The 17,766-nt window shown below is 55.2% G+C and carries 15 protein-coding genes; all 15 read left to right on the top strand.

Annotated elements, in window-relative coordinates; translation table 11 throughout:
* Positions 1–4 precede the first annotated feature (4 nt).
* The 15 genes from J3P96_RS03600 (at position 5) to J3P96_RS03530 (ending at position 17,589) form a co-directional block, all read left to right on the top strand.
* Complete coding sequence (locus J3P96_RS03600; protein ID WP_434655391.1) at positions 5–1,762, top strand: bifunctional alpha/beta hydrolase/class I SAM-dependent methyltransferase; 1,758 nt, start codon at positions 5–7, stop codon at positions 1,760–1,762.
* Positions 1,762–3,105, top strand: coding sequence for a phosphatase PAP2/dual specificity phosphatase family protein (locus tag J3P96_RS03595; protein ID WP_434655388.1), 1,344 nt, complete (start codon positions 1,762–1,764; stop codon positions 3,103–3,105). The genes J3P96_RS03600 and J3P96_RS03595 overlap by 1 nt, the downstream gene beginning before the upstream one ends.
* On the top strand, positions 3,095–3,559 hold the full coding sequence (locus tag J3P96_RS03590; RefSeq protein WP_434655385.1) for a hypothetical protein: 465 nt from the start codon (positions 3,095–3,097) through the stop codon (positions 3,557–3,559). Before J3P96_RS03595 ends, J3P96_RS03590 begins: the two co-directional genes overlap by 11 nt.
* Before the next feature lie 114 nt (positions 3,560–3,673).
* Positions 3,674–4,294, top strand: coding sequence for a lysophospholipid acyltransferase family protein (locus J3P96_RS03585; protein WP_305498533.1), 621 nt, complete (start codon positions 3,674–3,676; stop codon positions 4,292–4,294).
* Between the two features lies 1 nt (position 4,295).
* Entirely contained in the window at positions 4,296–5,228 is a 933-nt protein-coding gene (locus J3P96_RS03580; protein ID WP_135847378.1) for a phosphatidate cytidylyltransferase, read from the top strand.
* Between the two features lie 611 nt (positions 5,229–5,839).
* Positions 5,840–8,275, top strand: coding sequence for a hypothetical protein (locus J3P96_RS03575; protein WP_434655382.1), 2,436 nt, complete (start codon positions 5,840–5,842; stop codon positions 8,273–8,275).
* A complete protein-coding gene (locus tag J3P96_RS03570) occupies positions 8,272–9,366 on the top strand; it encodes an NAD-dependent epimerase/dehydratase family protein (RefSeq protein ID WP_434655380.1) in 1,095 nt (364 codons plus the stop codon). The genes J3P96_RS03575 and J3P96_RS03570 overlap by 4 nt, the downstream gene beginning before the upstream one ends.
* A gap of 11 nt (positions 9,367–9,377) precedes the next feature.
* A complete protein-coding gene (locus tag J3P96_RS03565; protein ID WP_434655378.1) occupies positions 9,378–10,295 on the top strand; it encodes a glycosyltransferase in 918 nt (305 codons plus the stop codon).
* An 8-nt stretch (positions 10,296–10,303) separates the two neighbouring features.
* The gene (locus tag J3P96_RS03560) at positions 10,304–11,491 is read left to right on the top strand and encodes a glycosyltransferase family protein (protein WP_434655376.1); all 1,188 of its coding nucleotides are present in this window, start codon (positions 10,304–10,306) and stop codon (positions 11,489–11,491) included.
* A gap of 147 nt (positions 11,492–11,638) precedes the next feature.
* The gene (locus J3P96_RS03555) at positions 11,639–11,782 is read left to right on the top strand and encodes a hypothetical protein (RefSeq protein ID WP_434655374.1); all 144 of its coding nucleotides are present in this window, start codon (positions 11,639–11,641) and stop codon (positions 11,780–11,782) included.
* Positions 11,775–13,763, top strand: a complete 1,989-nt coding sequence (locus tag J3P96_RS03550) for a capsular polysaccharide export protein, LipB/KpsS family (RefSeq protein WP_434655370.1) — start codon at positions 11,775–11,777, stop codon at positions 13,761–13,763. The genes J3P96_RS03555 and J3P96_RS03550 overlap by 8 nt, the downstream gene beginning before the upstream one ends.
* Positions 13,732–14,562: an ABC transporter permease gene (locus J3P96_RS03545; protein WP_434655367.1), complete on the top strand. Its 831-nt coding sequence runs from the start codon at positions 13,732–13,734 to the stop codon at positions 14,560–14,562. Before J3P96_RS03550 ends, J3P96_RS03545 begins: the two co-directional genes overlap by 32 nt.
* The gene (locus J3P96_RS03540; RefSeq protein WP_434655364.1) at positions 14,562–15,743 is read left to right on the top strand and encodes an ABC transporter ATP-binding protein; all 1,182 of its coding nucleotides are present in this window, start codon (positions 14,562–14,564) and stop codon (positions 15,741–15,743) included. Before J3P96_RS03545 ends, J3P96_RS03540 begins: the two co-directional genes overlap by 1 nt.
* Before the next feature lie 33 nt (positions 15,744–15,776).
* Positions 15,777–16,613, top strand: a complete 837-nt coding sequence (locus tag J3P96_RS03535; RefSeq protein WP_434655360.1) for a sulfotransferase family protein — start codon at positions 15,777–15,779, stop codon at positions 16,611–16,613.
* Positions 16,614–16,683: 70 nt separating this feature from the next.
* Positions 16,684–17,589, top strand: a complete 906-nt coding sequence (locus tag J3P96_RS03530) for a glycosyltransferase (RefSeq protein ID WP_434655358.1) — start codon at positions 16,684–16,686, stop codon at positions 17,587–17,589.
* Positions 17,590–17,766 lie beyond the last annotated feature (177 nt).

The following is a 17,766-nucleotide window of genomic DNA, read 5'->3' as shown; positions in this document are numbered from 1 at the left end:
TGCAATGCGCGAAGCCCAGGAACTGACGTTCACCACCCACGATGGCGTGGAGTTGTTCTACCGGCACTGGCCGGCTGTCGAGGCCGCGACGGGTGAACCCCGTCAGGCTGTGTTGTTGTTTCACCGCGGCCATGAACACTCCGGGCGCATCGCGCATCTGGTGGATGAGCTGGATCTGCCCGGGTTCGAGTTTTTCGCCTGGGACGCACGCGGCCACGGCCAGTCGCCTGGCGAACGCGGCGACAGCCCGAGTTTTGCCACCAGCGCGCGGGATGTGCAGACCTTTTGTGACCACATCGGCGCAACGCACCAGATCGACGAACAGAACATCGCCGTGGTGGCGCAAAGCGTCGGTGCGGTGATCGCATCCACCTGGGTCCACGATTACGCACCGCGCATTCGCTCGCTGGTGTTGGCGTCGCCGGCCTTCAAGGTCAAGCTCTACGTGCCGTTTGCCCGTCCGGGCCTGGCATTGATGCGCAAGTTCCGTGGCAACTTTTTCGTCAACAGCTACGTCAAGGCGAAGTTCCTCAGTCATGACCCGGAGCGGGTGGCGTCCTACGACAGCGATCCGCTGATCACCAAGGCCATTTCGGTGAATGTGCTACTGGGCCTGTACGAAGCCGCCGATCGGGTTGTCGCCGACGCGCAGGCAATCCAGGTGCCGACGCAGCTGTTGATCTCCGGTTCCGACTTTGTGGTGCATCGCAAACCCCAGGAGCAGTTCTTCGAGCGGCTGGGCAGCCTGCAAAAGGAAAAACACATCCTGCCGGGTTTCTTCCACGACACCCTCGGCGAGAAAAATCGCGCACCGGCGATTGCCAGTGCCCGACGCTTCATCCTGCAAAATTTTGCCCGACCGCTGGAGCGCCCTTCCCTGCTGGACGCCGATCGCCTGGGCGTGACCTGCGCCGAAGCCGAAACCCTGGCCACGCCGTTGCCCCACAACTCGTTGCGCGATCTTTACTGGCGCATGACCCGCGCCAGCATGCGTTTTGGCAGTAAGTTGTCCGCCGGGGTGAAGCTGGGCTTCGACACCGGATTCGACTCCGGCAGTACCCTGGATTACGTCTATCGCAACCGGCCCACCGGCACGTCTGCGCTGGGCAAGATGATCGACCAGAACTACCTGAACTCCATCGGCTGGCGTGGCATTCGCCAACGCAAGTTGCACGTCGAAGAATTGCTGCGCCTGGCGATGGGCAAATTGCGCGAGCAGGACCGCGAAGTGCGCATCGTCGACATCGCCGCCGGACACGGCCGTTACATTCTCGAGGCGCTGCAAGGCGTCAGCCCGTTGCCGGAGTCGATCCTGCTGCGCGACTACAGCGACATCAACGTGCGCGACGGCAGTGCGCTGATCGTTGAAAAAGGTTTGGGCGATATCGCTCGATTCGTCAAAGGCGATGCCTTCGACCGTCAGGATCTCGCAGCCCTGGAACCCAAGCCGACCCTCGCCGTGGTGTCGGGCCTGTATGAGTTGTTCGCCGATAACCAGATGGTCGCTGGCTCTCTGGCCGGCCTGGCCGAAGCGGTCGAGCCCGGTGGTTTCCTGGTCTACACCGGTCAGCCGTGGCACCCGCAGCTGGAATTGATCGCCCGCGCCCTGACCAGCCACCGCGCGGGCCAGGCCTGGGTGATGCGTCGGCGCACTCAAGCGGAAATGGACCAACTGGTTGAGGCGGCGGGTTTCCGCAAGATCACCCTGCGGGTCGATGAGTGGGGCATCTTCAGCGTTTCGCTGGCTCAGCGAGTCCAGTAATGAGCGCGGTCATTGCTCCGGTCCGCGAACCCGCGCTGCTGAAACCGGCGGTGCTCTGGCTACTGTTGCTGGCACCGCTGTTCTTCAGCACCTACGGCTTCGCCACCTGGGTAACGTCCCAGCGTGACGATGTCGGCACGCTGGTGTTCGCTTGGGAAAGCCACATGCCGTTCCTGGCCTGGACCATCGTGCCGTACTGGTCGATCGACTTGTTGTACGGCCTGTCCCTGCTGCTGCCCAACAGCCGCGACGAACTCAAGCGCCACGCCCTGCGCCTGCTCACGGCTCAGGTGATAGCCGTCAGTTGCTTCCTGCTCTGGCCGCTGACGTTCACCTTTCCGCGGCCGGAAATGGACGGGGTGTTCGGCTGGATGTTCGACGTGCTGGCCGGCTTCGACAAGCCATTCAACCAGGCGCCGTCCCTGCACATCGCGCTGCTGGTGGTGCTCTGGGTCTGCTATCAACGTCACCTGCAAGGCTTCTGGCGCTGGTTGATGCACGGCTGGTTCGCCTTGATTGGCGTGTCGGTACTGACCACTTACCAACACCATTTTGTCGATGTCCCCACCGGTGCGTTGGCCGGTTGGTTGTGCGTCTGGCTGTGGCCGTTGGACCGACCGAGTCCACTGCGAAGTGCACGCCTGACGCGCGACCCGGCGCGCCTGCGACTGGCCTTGCGTTATGGCGTGGGCGCCGCAGTGTTCTTCACGTTGGCGTTCGCCTTCGGCGGCGCGTGGCTCTGGCTGATCTGGCCGGCGGTCGCGGTGCTCATGGTGGCGTTGAATTACCTGGCGTTTGGCGCCAGTGGCTTCCAGAAGCGTGAAGATGGCCGGCTGAGCCCGGCGGTGCGCTGGTTGCTGGCGCCCTATCTGGCGGCGGCGTGGATCAATTCCCGCGTGTGGACGCGCAAACATCCGCAGCCGGACCAGGTGGAGGATGACGTCTGGCTCGGTCGGATTCCTACGTCGGCAGAACTGCGGGACCACTCGTTCAACGCCGTGCTCGACCTTTGCGCGGAACTGTCCATGGACAGCTCAGCCATCGCCTATCGCACCTTGCCGGTGCTCGACCTCAGCGCACCGACCGCCGAACAATGCCTGAGCGCCGCGCAAACCCTCGAACACCTGCGCCAGCACGGGCCGGTACTGGTCTGCTGCGCCTTGGGTTATTCGCGTAGCGCCACCGTCGTGGCGGCGTGGTTGCTGCACAGCGGTCGGGCCGACAGTGTCGAGGCGGCCATCGCCCGGATCCGCCGTGCGCGCCCGGGTGTCGTATTGCACCCGGCTCATCGCCAGGCGCTGGAACAGATGTCCACAGGTTCAGGGAGTCGTCATGAGCAGTGACATGGAACTGCATACCGTGGCGAGCCTGCTGCGCCGCGGTCATTCGCTGGACCAGCTCTCCACCGGACTGACCTTGCTCGCGGCGCTGATCGGCCTGGGCCAATGGCTGGTGGGCAGCGTCGATCCATGGCTGCTGTTGCTGAGCTTCGGCGTGTTCGTCCTCGGCCTGCAGGAAAAATATCTGGCGTTTCGCGTGGCCTTTGATGCCGATCTGTTTCAGATCGTCGCGGATGCCGACAAGCCGCTGACCGAACGCACCCAGGCGCTGGACGCCGCCCTCGCCAACCTCGGCCTGCAACCGGTCGAGCGTGGGGGGCGGTCATGGCCCGAGCGCAGCCACGGTTCCATGCGCCTGCTTCGCCGCCAAGCCTGGCTGGTGGCGACGCAAGCGGTGTTGACGGTGAGCTTCGTACTGGCGAGCCCCTGGTTGGTCTACTCGGGCCTGGGTGTTTAAAAACAGCAAGTGAATGGCTTTTGTGGCGAGGGGATAAATCCCCTCGCCACAGTGATGTATTCCGGCCAGTAAGCGTTGTGCAGATATTTATGTTTCTCAGGACAAGGAATCCTCATGTTCGAACCCGTGGTCGCCAACCTCATCACCTCCGCCGCGCGGATGGTCACCGGTGCTCGCAGCCTGTGGCTCGGCTGCGCGCCCACGCCGGTGCAGCGGATCTATTTCGCCAACCACAGCAGCCACGGCGACTTCGTGCTGCTCTGGGCCTCGCTACCGCCGGCGCTGCGCAAACTGACTCGGCCCGTCGCTGGCGCCGACTATTGGCAAACCAGCCCGATGCGCCGCTACATCATCAACCGGGTGTTCAACGGCGTGCTGGTGGATCGCGAGCGCAAGGACCCTTCCTACAGCCCATTGCAGCCAATGCTCGATGCGCTGGAGAACGGCGACTCGCTGATCATCTTCCCCGAGGGCACGCGTAACCCGGATGAAGGCCTGCTGCCGTTCAAGAGCGGGATCTACCACCTGATGAAAAGCCACCCCGGGGTCGAGGTGATCCCGGTGTGGATCGCCAACCTCAACCGCGTCATGCCCAAGGGCCGCGTACTGCCCTTACCGCTGCTGTGCACCACCAGTTTCGGCGCGCCGCTGTGCATCGAAGAAGGCGAAAGCAAAGAGCAATTCCTTGAACGCAGCCGCGCCGCACTGCTGGCGCTGGCCCCGGAGCACGTCTGACATGGATCGATATACCCTGATGTTGTTTGGCGGGATCGGCGCGATTCTGCTGCTGGCTTCGCTGGTCGGTTTCATTCTCAAGCTGCGGACCAAAGGCGCACCGAACTCGGTCATCGAGAACCTCAATGCGCGGATAAACGCCTGGTGGATCATGGTGCTGGTGATCGGCATCGCGTTCTGGCTGGGTAACGCGGCGGTGATCCTGTTGTTCTACGCCGTGTCGTTCTACGCGCTGCGGGAATTTCTCACCCTGACGCCCACCCGGCGCAGCGATTACCCAGCCTTGGTGGCGGCGTTCTACCTGGCGCTGCCGCTGCAATATTTGCTGATCTATTACGACTGGTACGGGCTGTTTTCGATCTTCATTCCGGTGTACGTGTTCCTGCTGCTGCCGATCCTCGCGTCCCTTGGCGGCGACAGCACGCACTTCCTGGAACGCGCCTCCAAAGTCCAGTGGGGCTTGATGATCGCGGTGTTCTGCATCTCCTTCGTACCGGCGTTGCTGACCTTGGACATTGCCGGTTTCGAAGGGCGCAACCTGCTCTTGATCGCCTATTTGGTAATCGTAGTGCAACTGTCGGATGTGTTGCAGTACGTGTGCGGCAAGTTGTTCGGCAAGCACAAGATCGCACCGAACCTGTCACCGTCGAAAACCGTCGAGGGCTTTGTCGGTGGCATTTTCCTGGCCTCGCTGATTGGCGGCGCGTTGTGGTGGATCACCCCGTTCAACCCATGGCAGTCGTTCCTCATTGCCTTGCTGATCAACCTGCTGGGGTTTGCCGGCGGCATCGTCATGTCGGCGATCAAGCGCGACCGAGGCGTCAAGGATTGGGGGCACATGATCGAAGGCCACGGCGGCATGCTCGACCGCTTGGATTCGGTGTGCTTCGCCGCACCGATCTTCTTTCATCTGGTTCGGTACTGGTGGACCTGAAAAAGCCCATCGGATAAAGGTCTGGAAATGCAGAGGCCAGGGGGGCAACCCTCTGACTCTCTTTATGCCGCCTGCGCCAGTCGGAGTCATGCCCGATGTCATCCTCTATCGGATGACGCGTGATTCAGCAGGATCTCGCGCTTTCACACCTTAAGCTCATGTTACAATCCGCCAACGAAAAACTATGGTAGCCATATCTACTGGCCGGACATTCCTCTCGAATGTTCAGTTACGCAGCGCAGTCATAGCCTTGCGCCACCACCGTATCGCTACCGAGACAAAGAATCGATGAGAAGCAATACCTTTCGCCATTACCGACAAGCGACTACTCGGTTTATATCCCCCATGTCTGGCTCTTTGACGAAACGCTGTCAACAGGTTGCAATCTTCGAATAACTGCATTCATGAGTTTTGAGTGCATATTAAAAACAAATTTATACACAGGTCCATGGGCGATTTTTTATGAACACCAAGCATCAAGTTACTTAACGGTCCGCTATCAGGAAAGGACAGGCGGCCAGTCTTCAGACTATTGCGACACTGGGGTAAACAGTGCCTTTTGAGCGTACAGCGGTACGGGCAAAAGAAGACAGAGGAAAGACAGAGAGTCCATGGATAGTACGAAAAAAAATACAGGCACACATAACGCTCTGCCTAGAATCGGCTGGTGCGTCGCATCATTGTCCGCCGACATTGCCAGCGTCCGCTACAGAGCCGTTCTACCGCTGTTGGCATTGGAAGAAAAACAATACCACTGCACGTTGTTTACCCATACAACCAAAATTGATCTTGATGACCTTGACGTCCTGGTCATCGTCAAAAATTTTACCGTCGAGAGCTTTCTCCTCGCCCAGGAGGCCCGCGCCAAGGAAGTGACGGTCATCCTTGACCTCTGCGATAACATATTCATCGAAGCGTATGGCAAGAACAGCAAGACTCGAGCGTCGGACATGTTCATGGCGATTGCTAAACATGCAAGTGCCATTGTCGCCACTACTGAGCCGCTGGCGGCGATCATAAGAGAGCAGATAAGCTACACCGTACCTGTTTATGTTATTCCTGACGGCGTGGAGGCCGATGCCTCCGCGTGTGCACGGCGCCTGGCGCGAACTCAGGAACAGGCGTCAACGCTTCTCGCGAACTCGTTATCGCAACAAGCTAATAAAGTGCGAAGTCGTATCAGCGCCCTGCGCACGGTCTCGTTCAAAGGATTGCTCAAGGCTCAGCTCACACGATTCAGAAATGGGTTGAGCTGGCGTTTCTGGATGCATCAAGGCCGTAAGGCCTATGGCATCTTGCGCTCGGCTGCCACCCAATGTGTGCGCAAGTTATCAAGACCTGCAGCACCCAGATCCAACCCGACCGTTAGCGACGACGCCACGGGCGGCGCCAACAAATTGAGCATTCTCTGGTATGGCAACCACGGGGCGCCCCATGCGCGCTTCGGAATGCTGGACCTTCTTGAGATCCGTGGCGCGCTGGAGCAGGCTGCGATCGAGTTTCAGGCTGAGTTGGTTGTGGTCAGCAACAACCGCAGCAAATATGAAAAGTACATAAAACCCATGGCCATCCCTTCGCGCTATCTGGAATGGTCAAGTGCCGTTGTCGAACAGTGCCTGGCCGAGGCGCGGGTGGTGGTTGTTCCGAACATGCGCGATGCCTTCAGCCTGTGCAAATCGGCAAACCGTACCGTTCATGCGCTGACCCGTGGCGTACCGGTTGTCGCGACTGCCACGCCCGCCCTGGCCCCCCTCGCCGGTAGCATCGTGGTCGACGACTTCCTGCAGGGGCTGCGGCGCTATCTTTCCAGCATCCCCCACGCCAAGGCGGATGTGGCAAAGGGGCTGGAGCTCATCGAGAAACATTTCAGCCCCGAGGTCATTGGCACTGCGTGGAGCGACGTGCTCAAGGCGGCGGTTCTTACTCAAGGCGAACAGCAGACACCTGCCGATCCGGAACTCATCGTCGCCCTGCACCTGATCCAGGACCTGGACCTTGCGCTGCCAGTCATGCTCGCAGCAAAAGCACGAGGGATTGGCGTAGCCGCCTGGTGCAGCATCTCGCTGTTGAAAAAGTCGCCTCGCGTTGCCGCAAGCACTCACGCCCACGATATCCCCCTGGTAGCGATTGCCGAAGGCGAAGGGGCGGCGCAACCTCCCTTCCCGGCGAATGCAAAGGTTCTGCTCAGCGTCGCGGAAACAAACCTGGGGCCACACCGCTTCACCCACGCGCTGACACAAAAGGCAAAACGCGCAGGCCTGTTTACTGCAACCATGCAACACGGCCTGGAGAATGTGGGGCTGACCTACAGCGATGAAGTCCACTTCATCGAAAAAATCATGTTCGCCGCAGATCGTATCTACCTGTGGGGTAGCGACGACACCTTGCACCCGAATATCCGCCCGGAAACCCGCGCCAAATGTGTAAGCGCAGGTTGCCCCAAACCGGCGATCGAACCGGCAGCCAATTTGAGTAACCTGCTGAATGAGGAAGCTGTTGTCATAGGCGTGTTCGAAAACCTGCATTGGCATCGCTATTGCGACGAATACCGCCAGTTCTTCCTTGATGGCGTGACCGATCTGGCAGCCCGGTTCCCGGCGATTACCTTTCTGGTGAAACCGCACCACGCCGGCCTATGGCTGACGTCACGATTCAAGGGTGACAAACCAGCAGCGGCCAATATCGTCATTGCAGATCCGAAGGACCCAGCCTGGGAAGCCTACACTGCCGGCAGCCTGCTCGGACGCATGAAAGCGGTCATCACTACACCTTCCACCGTTGCACTGGATGCAGCTCGACGTAGCTTGCCCACTGCAATCGTTGCTCACACTCTGGAACTCGACAACTATTTCCCACTCCATCAAATTCGCCACGCCGAAGACTGGAGTCACTTTGTCCTCGCCACGCTGGATGCCTCGGCTCTCTCGGAACGGATAGCAGCCTCCGCTCAGTATGTTGAACGCATGATTCTCGAGGGCGATGCGGCAGAGCGCATTGTGGACGACCTTTTGACCCATCAGAATATTTCCCGGAAAGCAAGCATATGACCAAGCGCGTACTCATCACCGGCGGGGCCGGCTTCATTGGAAGCAGACTGGTCAAGGCTCTTCTGCGCCAGGATCCCGATCAACAGATCTGGGTGTTCGACAACCTGCATCCGCAAGTACACGGTGACAATCCCGCATCGCCCGTTTTCCCCGAAGGCGTGCACTTCGTACTGGGTGATGTCGCCGATGCAGAAGCGCTCAACGCGGTCGTTGAAAAGTCGCAGCCGGAACTGGTGTACCACCTGGCAGCAGAGACAGGAACAGGTCAGTCCTACGATGAGCCGACCCGTTACTGCGCTGTCAATGTCCTGGGTGCCACCCATCTGATTGAAGCGCTTCGCCGCGTCGATACTACCCGCCGGGTGGTTCTGGCCGCTTCCCGGGCCGTCTATGGCGAGGGTGGCTATCGCGATGCGGACGGGGTCGAGTTTGTCGGTCTGCCGCGTCAACCGCAAAATATGGCTGAAGGTGACTTCAGTGTTCCTCTGCCAAAAAATGCCCGTTTACCAGCCACACCATCAGCCAGTCATGCAGGCTTGCCGCCCGCGCCGGCTTCGGTCTATGCGTCAACCAAGCTGATGCAGGAGTACCTGCTATGCCAGGCTGGCGAAGGTGCGGGATGGGAGGCCACCATCCTGCGCTTCCAGAACGTCTACGGCCCCGGTCAATCTCTGCGTAACCCCTACACCGGTGTGCTTTCCATCTTCGCTCGTCAACTTCTGGCCGGTGGGCAGTTGGCCATTTTTGAAGATGGTGATATCGCCCGGGACTTCGTATTCGTTGACGACGTAGTTGCTGCGTTGGTGTGCGCCAGTATCAATCCTGTAACACACGGTACAATTCTGGATATCGGTAGTGGGGAAGCCGTTACAATCCTCGATATGGCACGTATGCTGATGCGCGCCCTCGGTTTGCCGGACAATGCCTATAGCGTCACAGGTCAATTTCGCATCGGTGACATTCGGTATGCTTGTGCTGACGTTTCTGCGGCCAAAGGCCAGCTCAAATGGTCACCTCAAGTGAGCATCCAGTCAGGCGTTCAACAACTGGCTGACTGGGCAAAAACCGAATTCAAGACAGCGACGCTATAAAAGGAATTGCCATGGAAAACGATGAAGTCATCCGGGTTTACGTCGGCGCCGATCGCTCCCAATTGCTCGCGGTTCCCGTCTTGGAGTATTCAATCAAGCGGCATACCACGGCAAAAGTTGAAGTCATCCCGATGCTCGATCTGCCAGTGCCCGTCCCAAAGGATCCACGTAACGGCCAGCGCACAGGATTTTCTTTCAGTCGTTTTTGCATTCCGAAGCTGGCCGGATATAAAGGCAAGGCTATCTATATGGATGCCGATATGCTGGTATTCCAGGATATCCGCAGCCTGTGGAACCTGCCTTTCAATGGCGCGAAGATTCTGATTCAGGAAGAAGTAAAATTTACCGACGTCACCATGGCCAAGGAAAACGCGCCTAAGGTCAGGAAAAAGCAGTGCGCAGTCATGCTGCTGGACTGTGAAAATCTTGACTGGGACGTGGAAAAAATCGTGCAAGGTCTGGATGACGGCCAGTACAACTATGAGCAATTGATGTCGGAGCTGTGCATTCTTCCCGAAAGCGAAGTGGGCTACAGCGTACCGTTCGAATGGAACAGCCTCGAACACTATGATCCGAACACCTGCCTGATCCACTATACCGACATGGGCACTCAGCCCTGGGTATCGACGCGCAACTCAAATGGCTATTTGTGGTTCGATGAGGTCCGCAGGATGATCGCGGCCGGGGTGCTTGATCTGCAGACGATAAAGGATGAGATTACCCAAGGTCATTTCCGTCCTTCACTCATCAGCGAAATACGTTATGGCCACGTTATACCACGCTTTTTGCGCCCGCTCTTCAACAAGAAGAACGAAGCCGCCGACAAACTTTCGGGCTATGTGCCTCATAAGAGCGTCTATGATCAAAAGCGGATTCGCAATAAAGCCATAAAAGAATATGAGCGTTCGCTCAGCAGTGTTAAGGTCTAGAATTTCACATGCGCAGCTATATGAACAGTTTCAAAGCGGCCGTAAGGATTTCGCTGGCTCGAACCTTAGGCCTGAACATGTCGTCCAAAACCGTTGGGACTGCCAATAGCCCCGCGCGTGTACTTTTTATTTCCAATGCCTTTATCCCGACGCTGCAGCTCAGTTTCTTCAAGCCCCTGGCCAACTTGATCGAACAGGGAGAATTGGCCGCCGAACTGTTAAGCGAACAGCAGATGAGGGAGCAATTCGGCAAGCGTTTGCGTGGAGCAGAAGTCGAGCAGTGGATCAACAAGCGGATTGCACAGTTCAATCCTACCGCGCTAGTCTTCTGCCGATACAGTGGGCCGCATGCGCAGCACATCACCGAATTGGCTCGCCGTGCCAGCATCCCCACCATCTTTCATATCGACGACGATCTGTTGAATGTGCCCATGGAGATAGGCCAGAAAAAATACGCGCTCCATAATCATCCACTCAGACTCGAAACTGTCAGATACCTACTGCAAAATGTAGACCTTGTTTACTGCTCGACTGAACCGCTGAAGCAACGTTTCGTTTCCTATGGATTGAACGGAAACTTCAAGGTCGGTGATATTTACTGCTCAGGCAAAGTGCTTGTTCCGGCAGTGGATCGTCCGGTAAGAAAAATCGGCTATATGGGCTTCGACCATGCCCATGATCTCGAAACGGTGATACCCGCGTTGATCCAGGTGATGCGAAGGAATCCAAAGGTGGAATTCGAACTGTTTGGTTCCATTCCAAAACCTGCCGCGCTTGAAGAATTTGGAAGACGGGTCAACGTCATCCCCCCCGTCCCCAACTACGAAGAGTTCCTGGAAAAATTCGCTTCGCTAAACTGGGATATAGGTATTTGCCCACTGGCGAAGACCGATTTCAACGCAGTGAAGGCGAACACCAAGTGGGTTGAATACACTTCGGTCGGAACCGCCGTCATTGCCACAGCGGGAACTATCTATGATGCCTGCTGTGCTGATGGGTGTGGTGTGCTGGCCAATACGACCAACGAGTGGGTAGAAGCATTGGAGACTCTTATAGCCGACAGTCAAAGCCGTGCGAAGCAGGTGGCAACGGCTCAGCAACGGCTACAGCAGGATTATTCTGTTGAGCGCTTGGAACTCCAGGTGCGTGAGGTCCTGGCGAGCGCCGGACGATACATCAACAAGCAAGAGCAGTGACCACCCGCATGCACAAGTGCTGCGCCTGCTGCATTAGCGGTTTTATGCAAGACTGAAGCCTTTTCAGCGACCAAGATCACATGGCAACTTGTGTCGGCAGCGGATGGTTGAGCCTGGCGCTGAACGAAGGCTACAAGGAATGCCTGAATGGGCATGATCAATGCCGACCTCAAGCGTTTTGCGATTGAGCAAGAGAACAGAGCCGTTTATCGGTTTGCAACAAATAGCAGGGATATCGCTATGCAGTCAATAACGGCTCTTCTATCAGAGGATGTACCAATACATGATTGATCGGAAAGTAAACTGGGTTATCCCACCCGCACTGACTCAGGACGAACCGTTGTTACTGTTCTCCAGTTGCGACTCAGGATATCTTAGATATGCGATCTCGTTGATCAGAAGCGTAGATCTTTATTCACCTGGATATTCGTTTGTTCTTCATATCATTAACCCTGACCAACAATCACTTGAACGGATCAATGACTTGCGTTCAGGATTGCGCCATACGCGTCTATTTGTGTCCAGGGAAGACACCGATCTTACTTCACTTCCCTTAAAACAAAAGCGAGCTTATTACGCCAGCGCTCGCTTCCCTCGGCTACAAACCCTGCTGAGCGAATACGCTACACCTGTATTTAGCATGGATGCAGACTCTCTGGTAGTTAATCCAATTGAACTGGATTTTTCAGACAAAGCAAACGCAGAACTGATTATTATTCGGCGTGATCAGGTCGAAGGCACGCCTGAGCATCTCTCGATCGCCACCGGCTCTATCTGGTTCTTACCCACCCCTCGGGTAGTTGAACTCCTAAAAGATGTGTCAGATGAAATAGATAATCACTTTAAAAATCAGACGTTAAAATGGTTCATCGACCAGATTGTATTTTTCCAAAAGATGCAAAAATTTAAAAAAATCCACTATTTCAACCTGAAACAAAAATATGCCGACTGGCAGTTTAAAGAAACAAGCATTCTTTGGGCGGGCAAGGGTGGGCGCAAGCTGTACGATATGCGCTTCTTTATACTGCAGGCACTGTTATCGGATGATGAAGAACGACGGGTACTTGCCAATCAACTCGTAGCCAATCTACAGAGTAATAGCGATTTACTTTCAAACGAGTGGATGTTTGAACGCCTGAGAGTAGCTCGGAACGTCTCGGCACGTATTACGCTGTATATTCCAAGGCTAGACCTACCTTGGAAACGAGGAGCTGTCGCCAACGCCGCGCCGCCAATCCCCAGCGACGATACGATTGATCTCCGCTTGTATTGGAAAGCTTTTACTTTGCGCTTGGCCAATTCCATTCAACGAGCGGGAATGCCAGTAGATATTATCGAAGTTCCCGCTTGGACAATAACCCGTCAGAAAATCGAAGAGAATTGCTCAGCGTTGGCCTTAATTCCTCATCGCTGCAAACTTGACTTCGAGGATGGCCCCACGCCTGTCATGTTTTACATGCAGGAATTTTTTCGCTGGGTGTTCGTGGTCAATGACCAGGGCTGGAGCGCTGCGTCAAGTGTTTACCCGGTGGATCTGCAGTCTCTGCCACAACAATCTCAAGAGGCCTACGACCATTATCGTGACCGTTTGCAGGACGGAAAAATCGGTAGTAAATTTTCCCAGCCAGCCCCGAGAACCAAGGAAGAACTGCTACGTGAAGGACTGATTCCTGCCTTGTACAATACACAGGGAATCAAGACTGATACTCCTCGACCGTATATTTTCTTCCCCTTACAGATTCCCACTGATCAGTCGATTCGCTATTTTTCGGATGTTTCCGAAGAAGATGCTGTTGCGGCGCTTATTACCTGGGCCCGGGCTCGTGATATAGCCGTCGTGCTCAAGCCTCATCCCGCCAATATGAAAAGCATGTCGCCATTTGAGCGATATGCGGACGGGGCCACGGTCTTATTCAGTAATGCCAATGTTCATGATCTGACGAAGCATGCGAGCGGCGTCTATACAATCAACAGTGGTGTAGGCTTTGAGGCTTTGCTACAGGCCAAGCCCGTGGTCACATTTGGCCGGGTTGAGTATGATTGCGTGACCTTCAATGCCACACTCGGCAACCTTGATCAGGCGTGGGAGTTTGTTTCAAACACCAGCAAGGCGGAGCTGGAGAATCGCTATCGACGCTTCGTTGACTGGTTCCTCGGAAGCTACGCAATTGACATGTCGCAATCCGAGACTCTCGACAATCGCTTCAAGGAAACAGCCGAAGCTATCGTAAGCAAAGCTCATGACTTTCTCAACAAGGGCAACAGCCATTAAAACCTTACTCAACATAATGGACTCCGGCGTAACCCTAGCATTACGCAACATCCGCCTGCAGATGCGTGAACATGCCCTGGGATATGCATGGGCGTTGATCATCCCCATGCTCTATGCCATCTGTTACATATTCATTAAACGTGAGCTGACCGGAAATGCCACCAATCTTTCGGAGCAGGCGGGCTGGGACATTCTTCGTGCCTTTGCCGGGATTACTCTGTTCCAATGCTGGATGCAGATAGTTCAGGAAATGGCCAATTTCATACGCCGTCAGCGCGGCCTGTTGCGAGGGCTGGACGTCGGCCCAACGCCTTTTGTACTGGCAATTGTATTTGAGGGCGGAATTGCCGTTCTGATTCGCAGCGCTCTGATCATTCTTGCCATTCCGCTTCTCGGTCTGGCTTTCCCGACAGGCATATACCCTTGGTTAATATTTATAGCGTGTATTTTGGCGCTGCTGCTATCGGCAACCACTATAGGTTTGCTGCTGGCTCCTTGGTCGGTGCTATATGCCGATGTGCGTAAAGCACTGAGTTCGATAAATCTGCCGATCGTCCTGATTTCGCCAATTTTCTACCCTGCAACAGAGAGATTGGACAGCGTGCTTTATTGGATAAATATTGTTAACCCTCTGGCGTCACCACTAGCAGTTCTGTCCAGCGTGCTACAGGGACAGAGCGGAGGCGTTTATATGCTGCCCATGCTTGTCGCCAGTGGAATTTCGCTATTGTTACTGACATGGTTACTTGTTCTGTTGCGTCGTCAGGTACCTATTTTATTAGAGCGGATGGGTAACTGATGGAAGTGCTACTTGAAGTCCAGGGTCTCTGGAAGAAATACTCCCGCAACCTGAACGCGTCGGTACGTCATGCGGCCAAGGACCTGCTGTCGAATGCGACCGGCATGACAGATCGAAATAGTGACCTGCGTGACTCGGAATTCTGGGCCCTCCGCGACGTCGATTTCTCACTGCGACGTGGCGAGGTCATTGGCGTACTGGGCCACAATGGTGCGGGAAAAAGCACCTTGCTCAAATGTATCGCCGGGAAGTTAAGGGCGGATAAGGGAAACATAGTACGACGCGGCGAGCTAGGGCACTTACTTGAAATGAGTGCGGGCTTCGCACCGAGCATGACCGGACGCGACAATGTTTCGGTACGCGGACGCTTGATGGGAAAGCGCGGTAAAGACTTGGCCCAATACATTGCTCAAGTCGAAGAGTTTGCGGAAATCGATGAATTCTTTGATTCACCAGTGCAGTTTTATAGCTCTGGGATGAAGTCACGCCTCGGCTTCGCAGCCTCCTCAGTGATAGAACCGGATATCCTTATCATTGATGAGGTGCTCGCCGTCGGCGATCTGGCGTTCCGCATGCGCTGTTATGAAAGGATCAACGAGCTTTCGCGAAATGCTGCGGTTATTTTTGTTTCGCATTCCATAGGACAAGTCGCTCGGCTGTGCGAACGTGGGCTATATCTTGAGAAAGGCCGCGTTTTATTTGATGGCGGCGTGCAGCAAGCGATCGAACTCTACCAAGATAAACTGGGCCATCATAATGAGAAAAAACGCGGGCAAGTATTCAATCCAGAGCTTGTCGCCCTTGAGTTACTGGTCGCCGGATCGCCTCTTGTCTCCGGTCAACCCATACAGTACGGAAGCCCGCTGTCGTTGAATATCGATATTTCCAAGCTGCCGGCCAATGCTCAAGTGCGAGTCTTATTGAGAGACACCGCGCAAGGCGTGCTGATGGACTGGAATTCGGTACGCGCAGCACTTGCCTGGCCCGACCATGCCAGTATTTTACATGTTGAACTTGGCAGCGCTGAACTTTCTCCAGGTGCATTTTCGATTGCGGTACAAGTCATGAGTCCAGACGGAGTGGATCATCTCAGCCTTTCGGAAGCTGTTCCTTTCCGGGTAGCTGGAGAATATCACTATGCCGTTCCGGTTCAACGAGCGGCCCAGTGGTCGTTTAAGTAAACGTTCGAAACCAAATTTTAACGGAATGTTTGTATGACAAGCGTACAGCGACAACCCCTTCTGATTGGTGGCGCTCCCCGCAGCGGCACGACCGCTCTATTGCAGGTATTGAACTCGCACCGCTCGGTTTATATCTCTTCGGAAGAGAATCTTGTCAATACAGGGAAGGTATTGAGCAAGCTTCTTGGTACCCGCGAGCGACGTGCCCGTACGCTCACCGGAGGTATGCGCTCACTGTCTCACCGTGAAACGTTGACGCTAGACAATATTCATAGCCATAATTTTTCCGTAAAATCCGTCTGGCCAGCTATTCTTTATATGTATAAATGGCACCATAAACGTCATGCCGAGGGCGAACCCTTGGTCGTCTGGGGAGATAAATATCCTAACTACTACAAAGAAATTGATGAAGTATTAGCCTTGCCCCACGCTCGATACTTGCATATTACCCGCAATCCCTATGACGTGGTTAACTCCATGCTGCGCCGTACCGAAATGTCCAAACAAGGCAAGGATTGGTGGAAAGCAATTACCGATATCGATCTGATGATTGAAGCATGGGCCCAGGCCTATTCCACGATCCTACGTATCGAAAGGAATCCGAACGTTTTCCATATGCACTACGAGAGCCTTGTTTTCGACTTCGACAAGACGATGGACAGGCTAAATAATTTTTTGGGCGTTGACTTCGCGTACGAAAATTTAATGGTTGATGACCCGGACAAACATTATGAGCGCGATTTTATCAGCGATGAGATCGAACAGCGCATTTCTTCCAATTCTCAAGTCAGCGACTACGTCAATACATTTCGGAATCATCCAGATCTGGCCAGCGTAGCAGCTTCACTTAGCCTGTTGAAGTCGCTTTAGTTTGGAGTCTGAAAATGCAGAGACTCGTCTGAATTCGTATCACCGTTCGCTATGAGTAAAAAGGAACACTATGAGCACTGAGCCAACACTGACGGAGACCGGCGCACGAATTTTCATCGCGGCCACACCTGCCGAATGGTTGCCAATGCGGGTGCTTGAGTTTTCTATCAGAGAAATCTCATCGATCCCCGTGGAAGTGTCGCCCATATACTCATTCGAGCGATCAATCCCCGTACCGGAAGCATTGGAAAATCGTCCGCGAACACCTTTTTCCTTCCAGCGTTTCCTGATCCCTGAGTTGTGTGGTTTTTCAGGTAAAGCCATCTACCTGGACGCAGACATGCAGGTATTCCAGAACATTACTGGTCTATGGGACCGCCCCTTTTCCGGTAGCGATCTACAAACAGTTGAAAAAGCAGAAGGCAGCCGACGCCCGCAGTTCAGCGTCATGCTTCTGGATTGCAGCAAGCTCAACTGGAAGATAGAGGAGATCGTTGCAGATCTGGACGCGAACCGTCTTAATTATGCGAGCTTAATGTTTGAAATGCGCGTAGCAAAGAATATCGCCTGGACGATCCCCGATACTTGGAACTCACTTGAGCATTATGAGCCGGGCGAAACGGCGCTCCTGCATTATACCGACATGAATACTCAGCCCTGGGTTTCAATTAAAAACAAAAATGCCAGCCTTTGGGTTTCTTGCTTACGGCGTGCAGTTAACAGCGGTTTTATCAGCCGCTCTGATATTGAACGAGAAATCGAAGCTGGAAACGCACGCCCCTCGCTCCTCTACCAAATCGAAAATGGCCTTGATGACCCACGGGCATTACCAGCCAGACTATTGCTGCGTGATGTTAAATTTATCCCCCCCTATAATCGTATTCTTAAAACCAGGCGGCCAATACTGTACGTATACGCTCGTCAACTGTTGAGCATGCTTATGCTCTCCGGTCGACGTCTGCTCGGCAAGCCTTGATGAGAGCCAGGTTTCTCAACCCTATCCTGCTACCTAGCCTGCACAAGTCCGGCTTGCCTGCTGCCCTGGCCATCCATGCGTCATTGTTGGTCAGATGGGGCATCTGACCTATCACACCAGCCCGGGCCATGTCGTCGGCAGGCGTCCCCTGCTGGCGCCCATGATTACCTCCGACCA

This window comes from Pseudomonas sp. R3-56 (assembly GCF_051132075.1).
In the GTDB taxonomy this organism is placed as follows: Bacteria; Pseudomonadota; Gammaproteobacteria; order Pseudomonadales; family Pseudomonadaceae; genus Aquipseudomonas.
The sequence above is the reverse complement of the archived record's forward strand: the minus strand, read 5'-3'. Positions and strand labels throughout refer to the sequence as shown.

Bases quoted from the DNA above. Each gene is read 5' to 3' on its own strand.
- J3P96_RS03600 (WP_434655391.1), top strand. From the start codon at position 5: ATGCGCGAAGCCCAGGAACTGACGTTCACCACCCACGATGGCGTGGAG.
- J3P96_RS03595 (WP_434655388.1), top strand. From the start codon at position 1,762: ATGAGCGCGGTCATTGCTCCGGTCCGCGAACCCGCGCTGCTGAAACCG.
- J3P96_RS03590 (WP_434655385.1), top strand. From the start codon at position 3,095: ATGAGCAGTGACATGGAACTGCATACCGTGGCGAGCCTGCTGCGCCGC.
- J3P96_RS03585 (WP_305498533.1), top strand. From the start codon at position 3,674: ATGTTCGAACCCGTGGTCGCCAACCTCATCACCTCCGCCGCGCGGATG.
- J3P96_RS03580 (WP_135847378.1), top strand. From the start codon at position 4,296: ATGGATCGATATACCCTGATGTTGTTTGGCGGGATCGGCGCGATTCTG.
- J3P96_RS03575 (WP_434655382.1), top strand. From the start codon at position 5,840: ATGGATAGTACGAAAAAAAATACAGGCACACATAACGCTCTGCCTAGA.
- J3P96_RS03570 (WP_434655380.1), top strand. From the start codon at position 8,272: ATGACCAAGCGCGTACTCATCACCGGCGGGGCCGGCTTCATTGGAAGC.
- J3P96_RS03565 (WP_434655378.1), top strand. From the start codon at position 9,378: ATGGAAAACGATGAAGTCATCCGGGTTTACGTCGGCGCCGATCGCTCC.
- J3P96_RS03560 (WP_434655376.1), top strand. From the start codon at position 10,304: ATGCGCAGCTATATGAACAGTTTCAAAGCGGCCGTAAGGATTTCGCTG.
- J3P96_RS03555 (WP_434655374.1), top strand. From the start codon at position 11,639: ATGGGCATGATCAATGCCGACCTCAAGCGTTTTGCGATTGAGCAAGAG.
- J3P96_RS03550 (WP_434655370.1), top strand. From the start codon at position 11,775: ATGATTGATCGGAAAGTAAACTGGGTTATCCCACCCGCACTGACTCAG.
- J3P96_RS03545 (WP_434655367.1), top strand. From the start codon at position 13,732: ATGACTTTCTCAACAAGGGCAACAGCCATTAAAACCTTACTCAACATA.
- J3P96_RS03540 (WP_434655364.1), top strand. From the start codon at position 14,562: ATGGAAGTGCTACTTGAAGTCCAGGGTCTCTGGAAGAAATACTCCCGC.
- J3P96_RS03535 (WP_434655360.1), top strand. From the start codon at position 15,777: ATGACAAGCGTACAGCGACAACCCCTTCTGATTGGTGGCGCTCCCCGC.
- J3P96_RS03530 (WP_434655358.1), top strand. From the start codon at position 16,684: ATGAGCACTGAGCCAACACTGACGGAGACCGGCGCACGAATTTTCATC.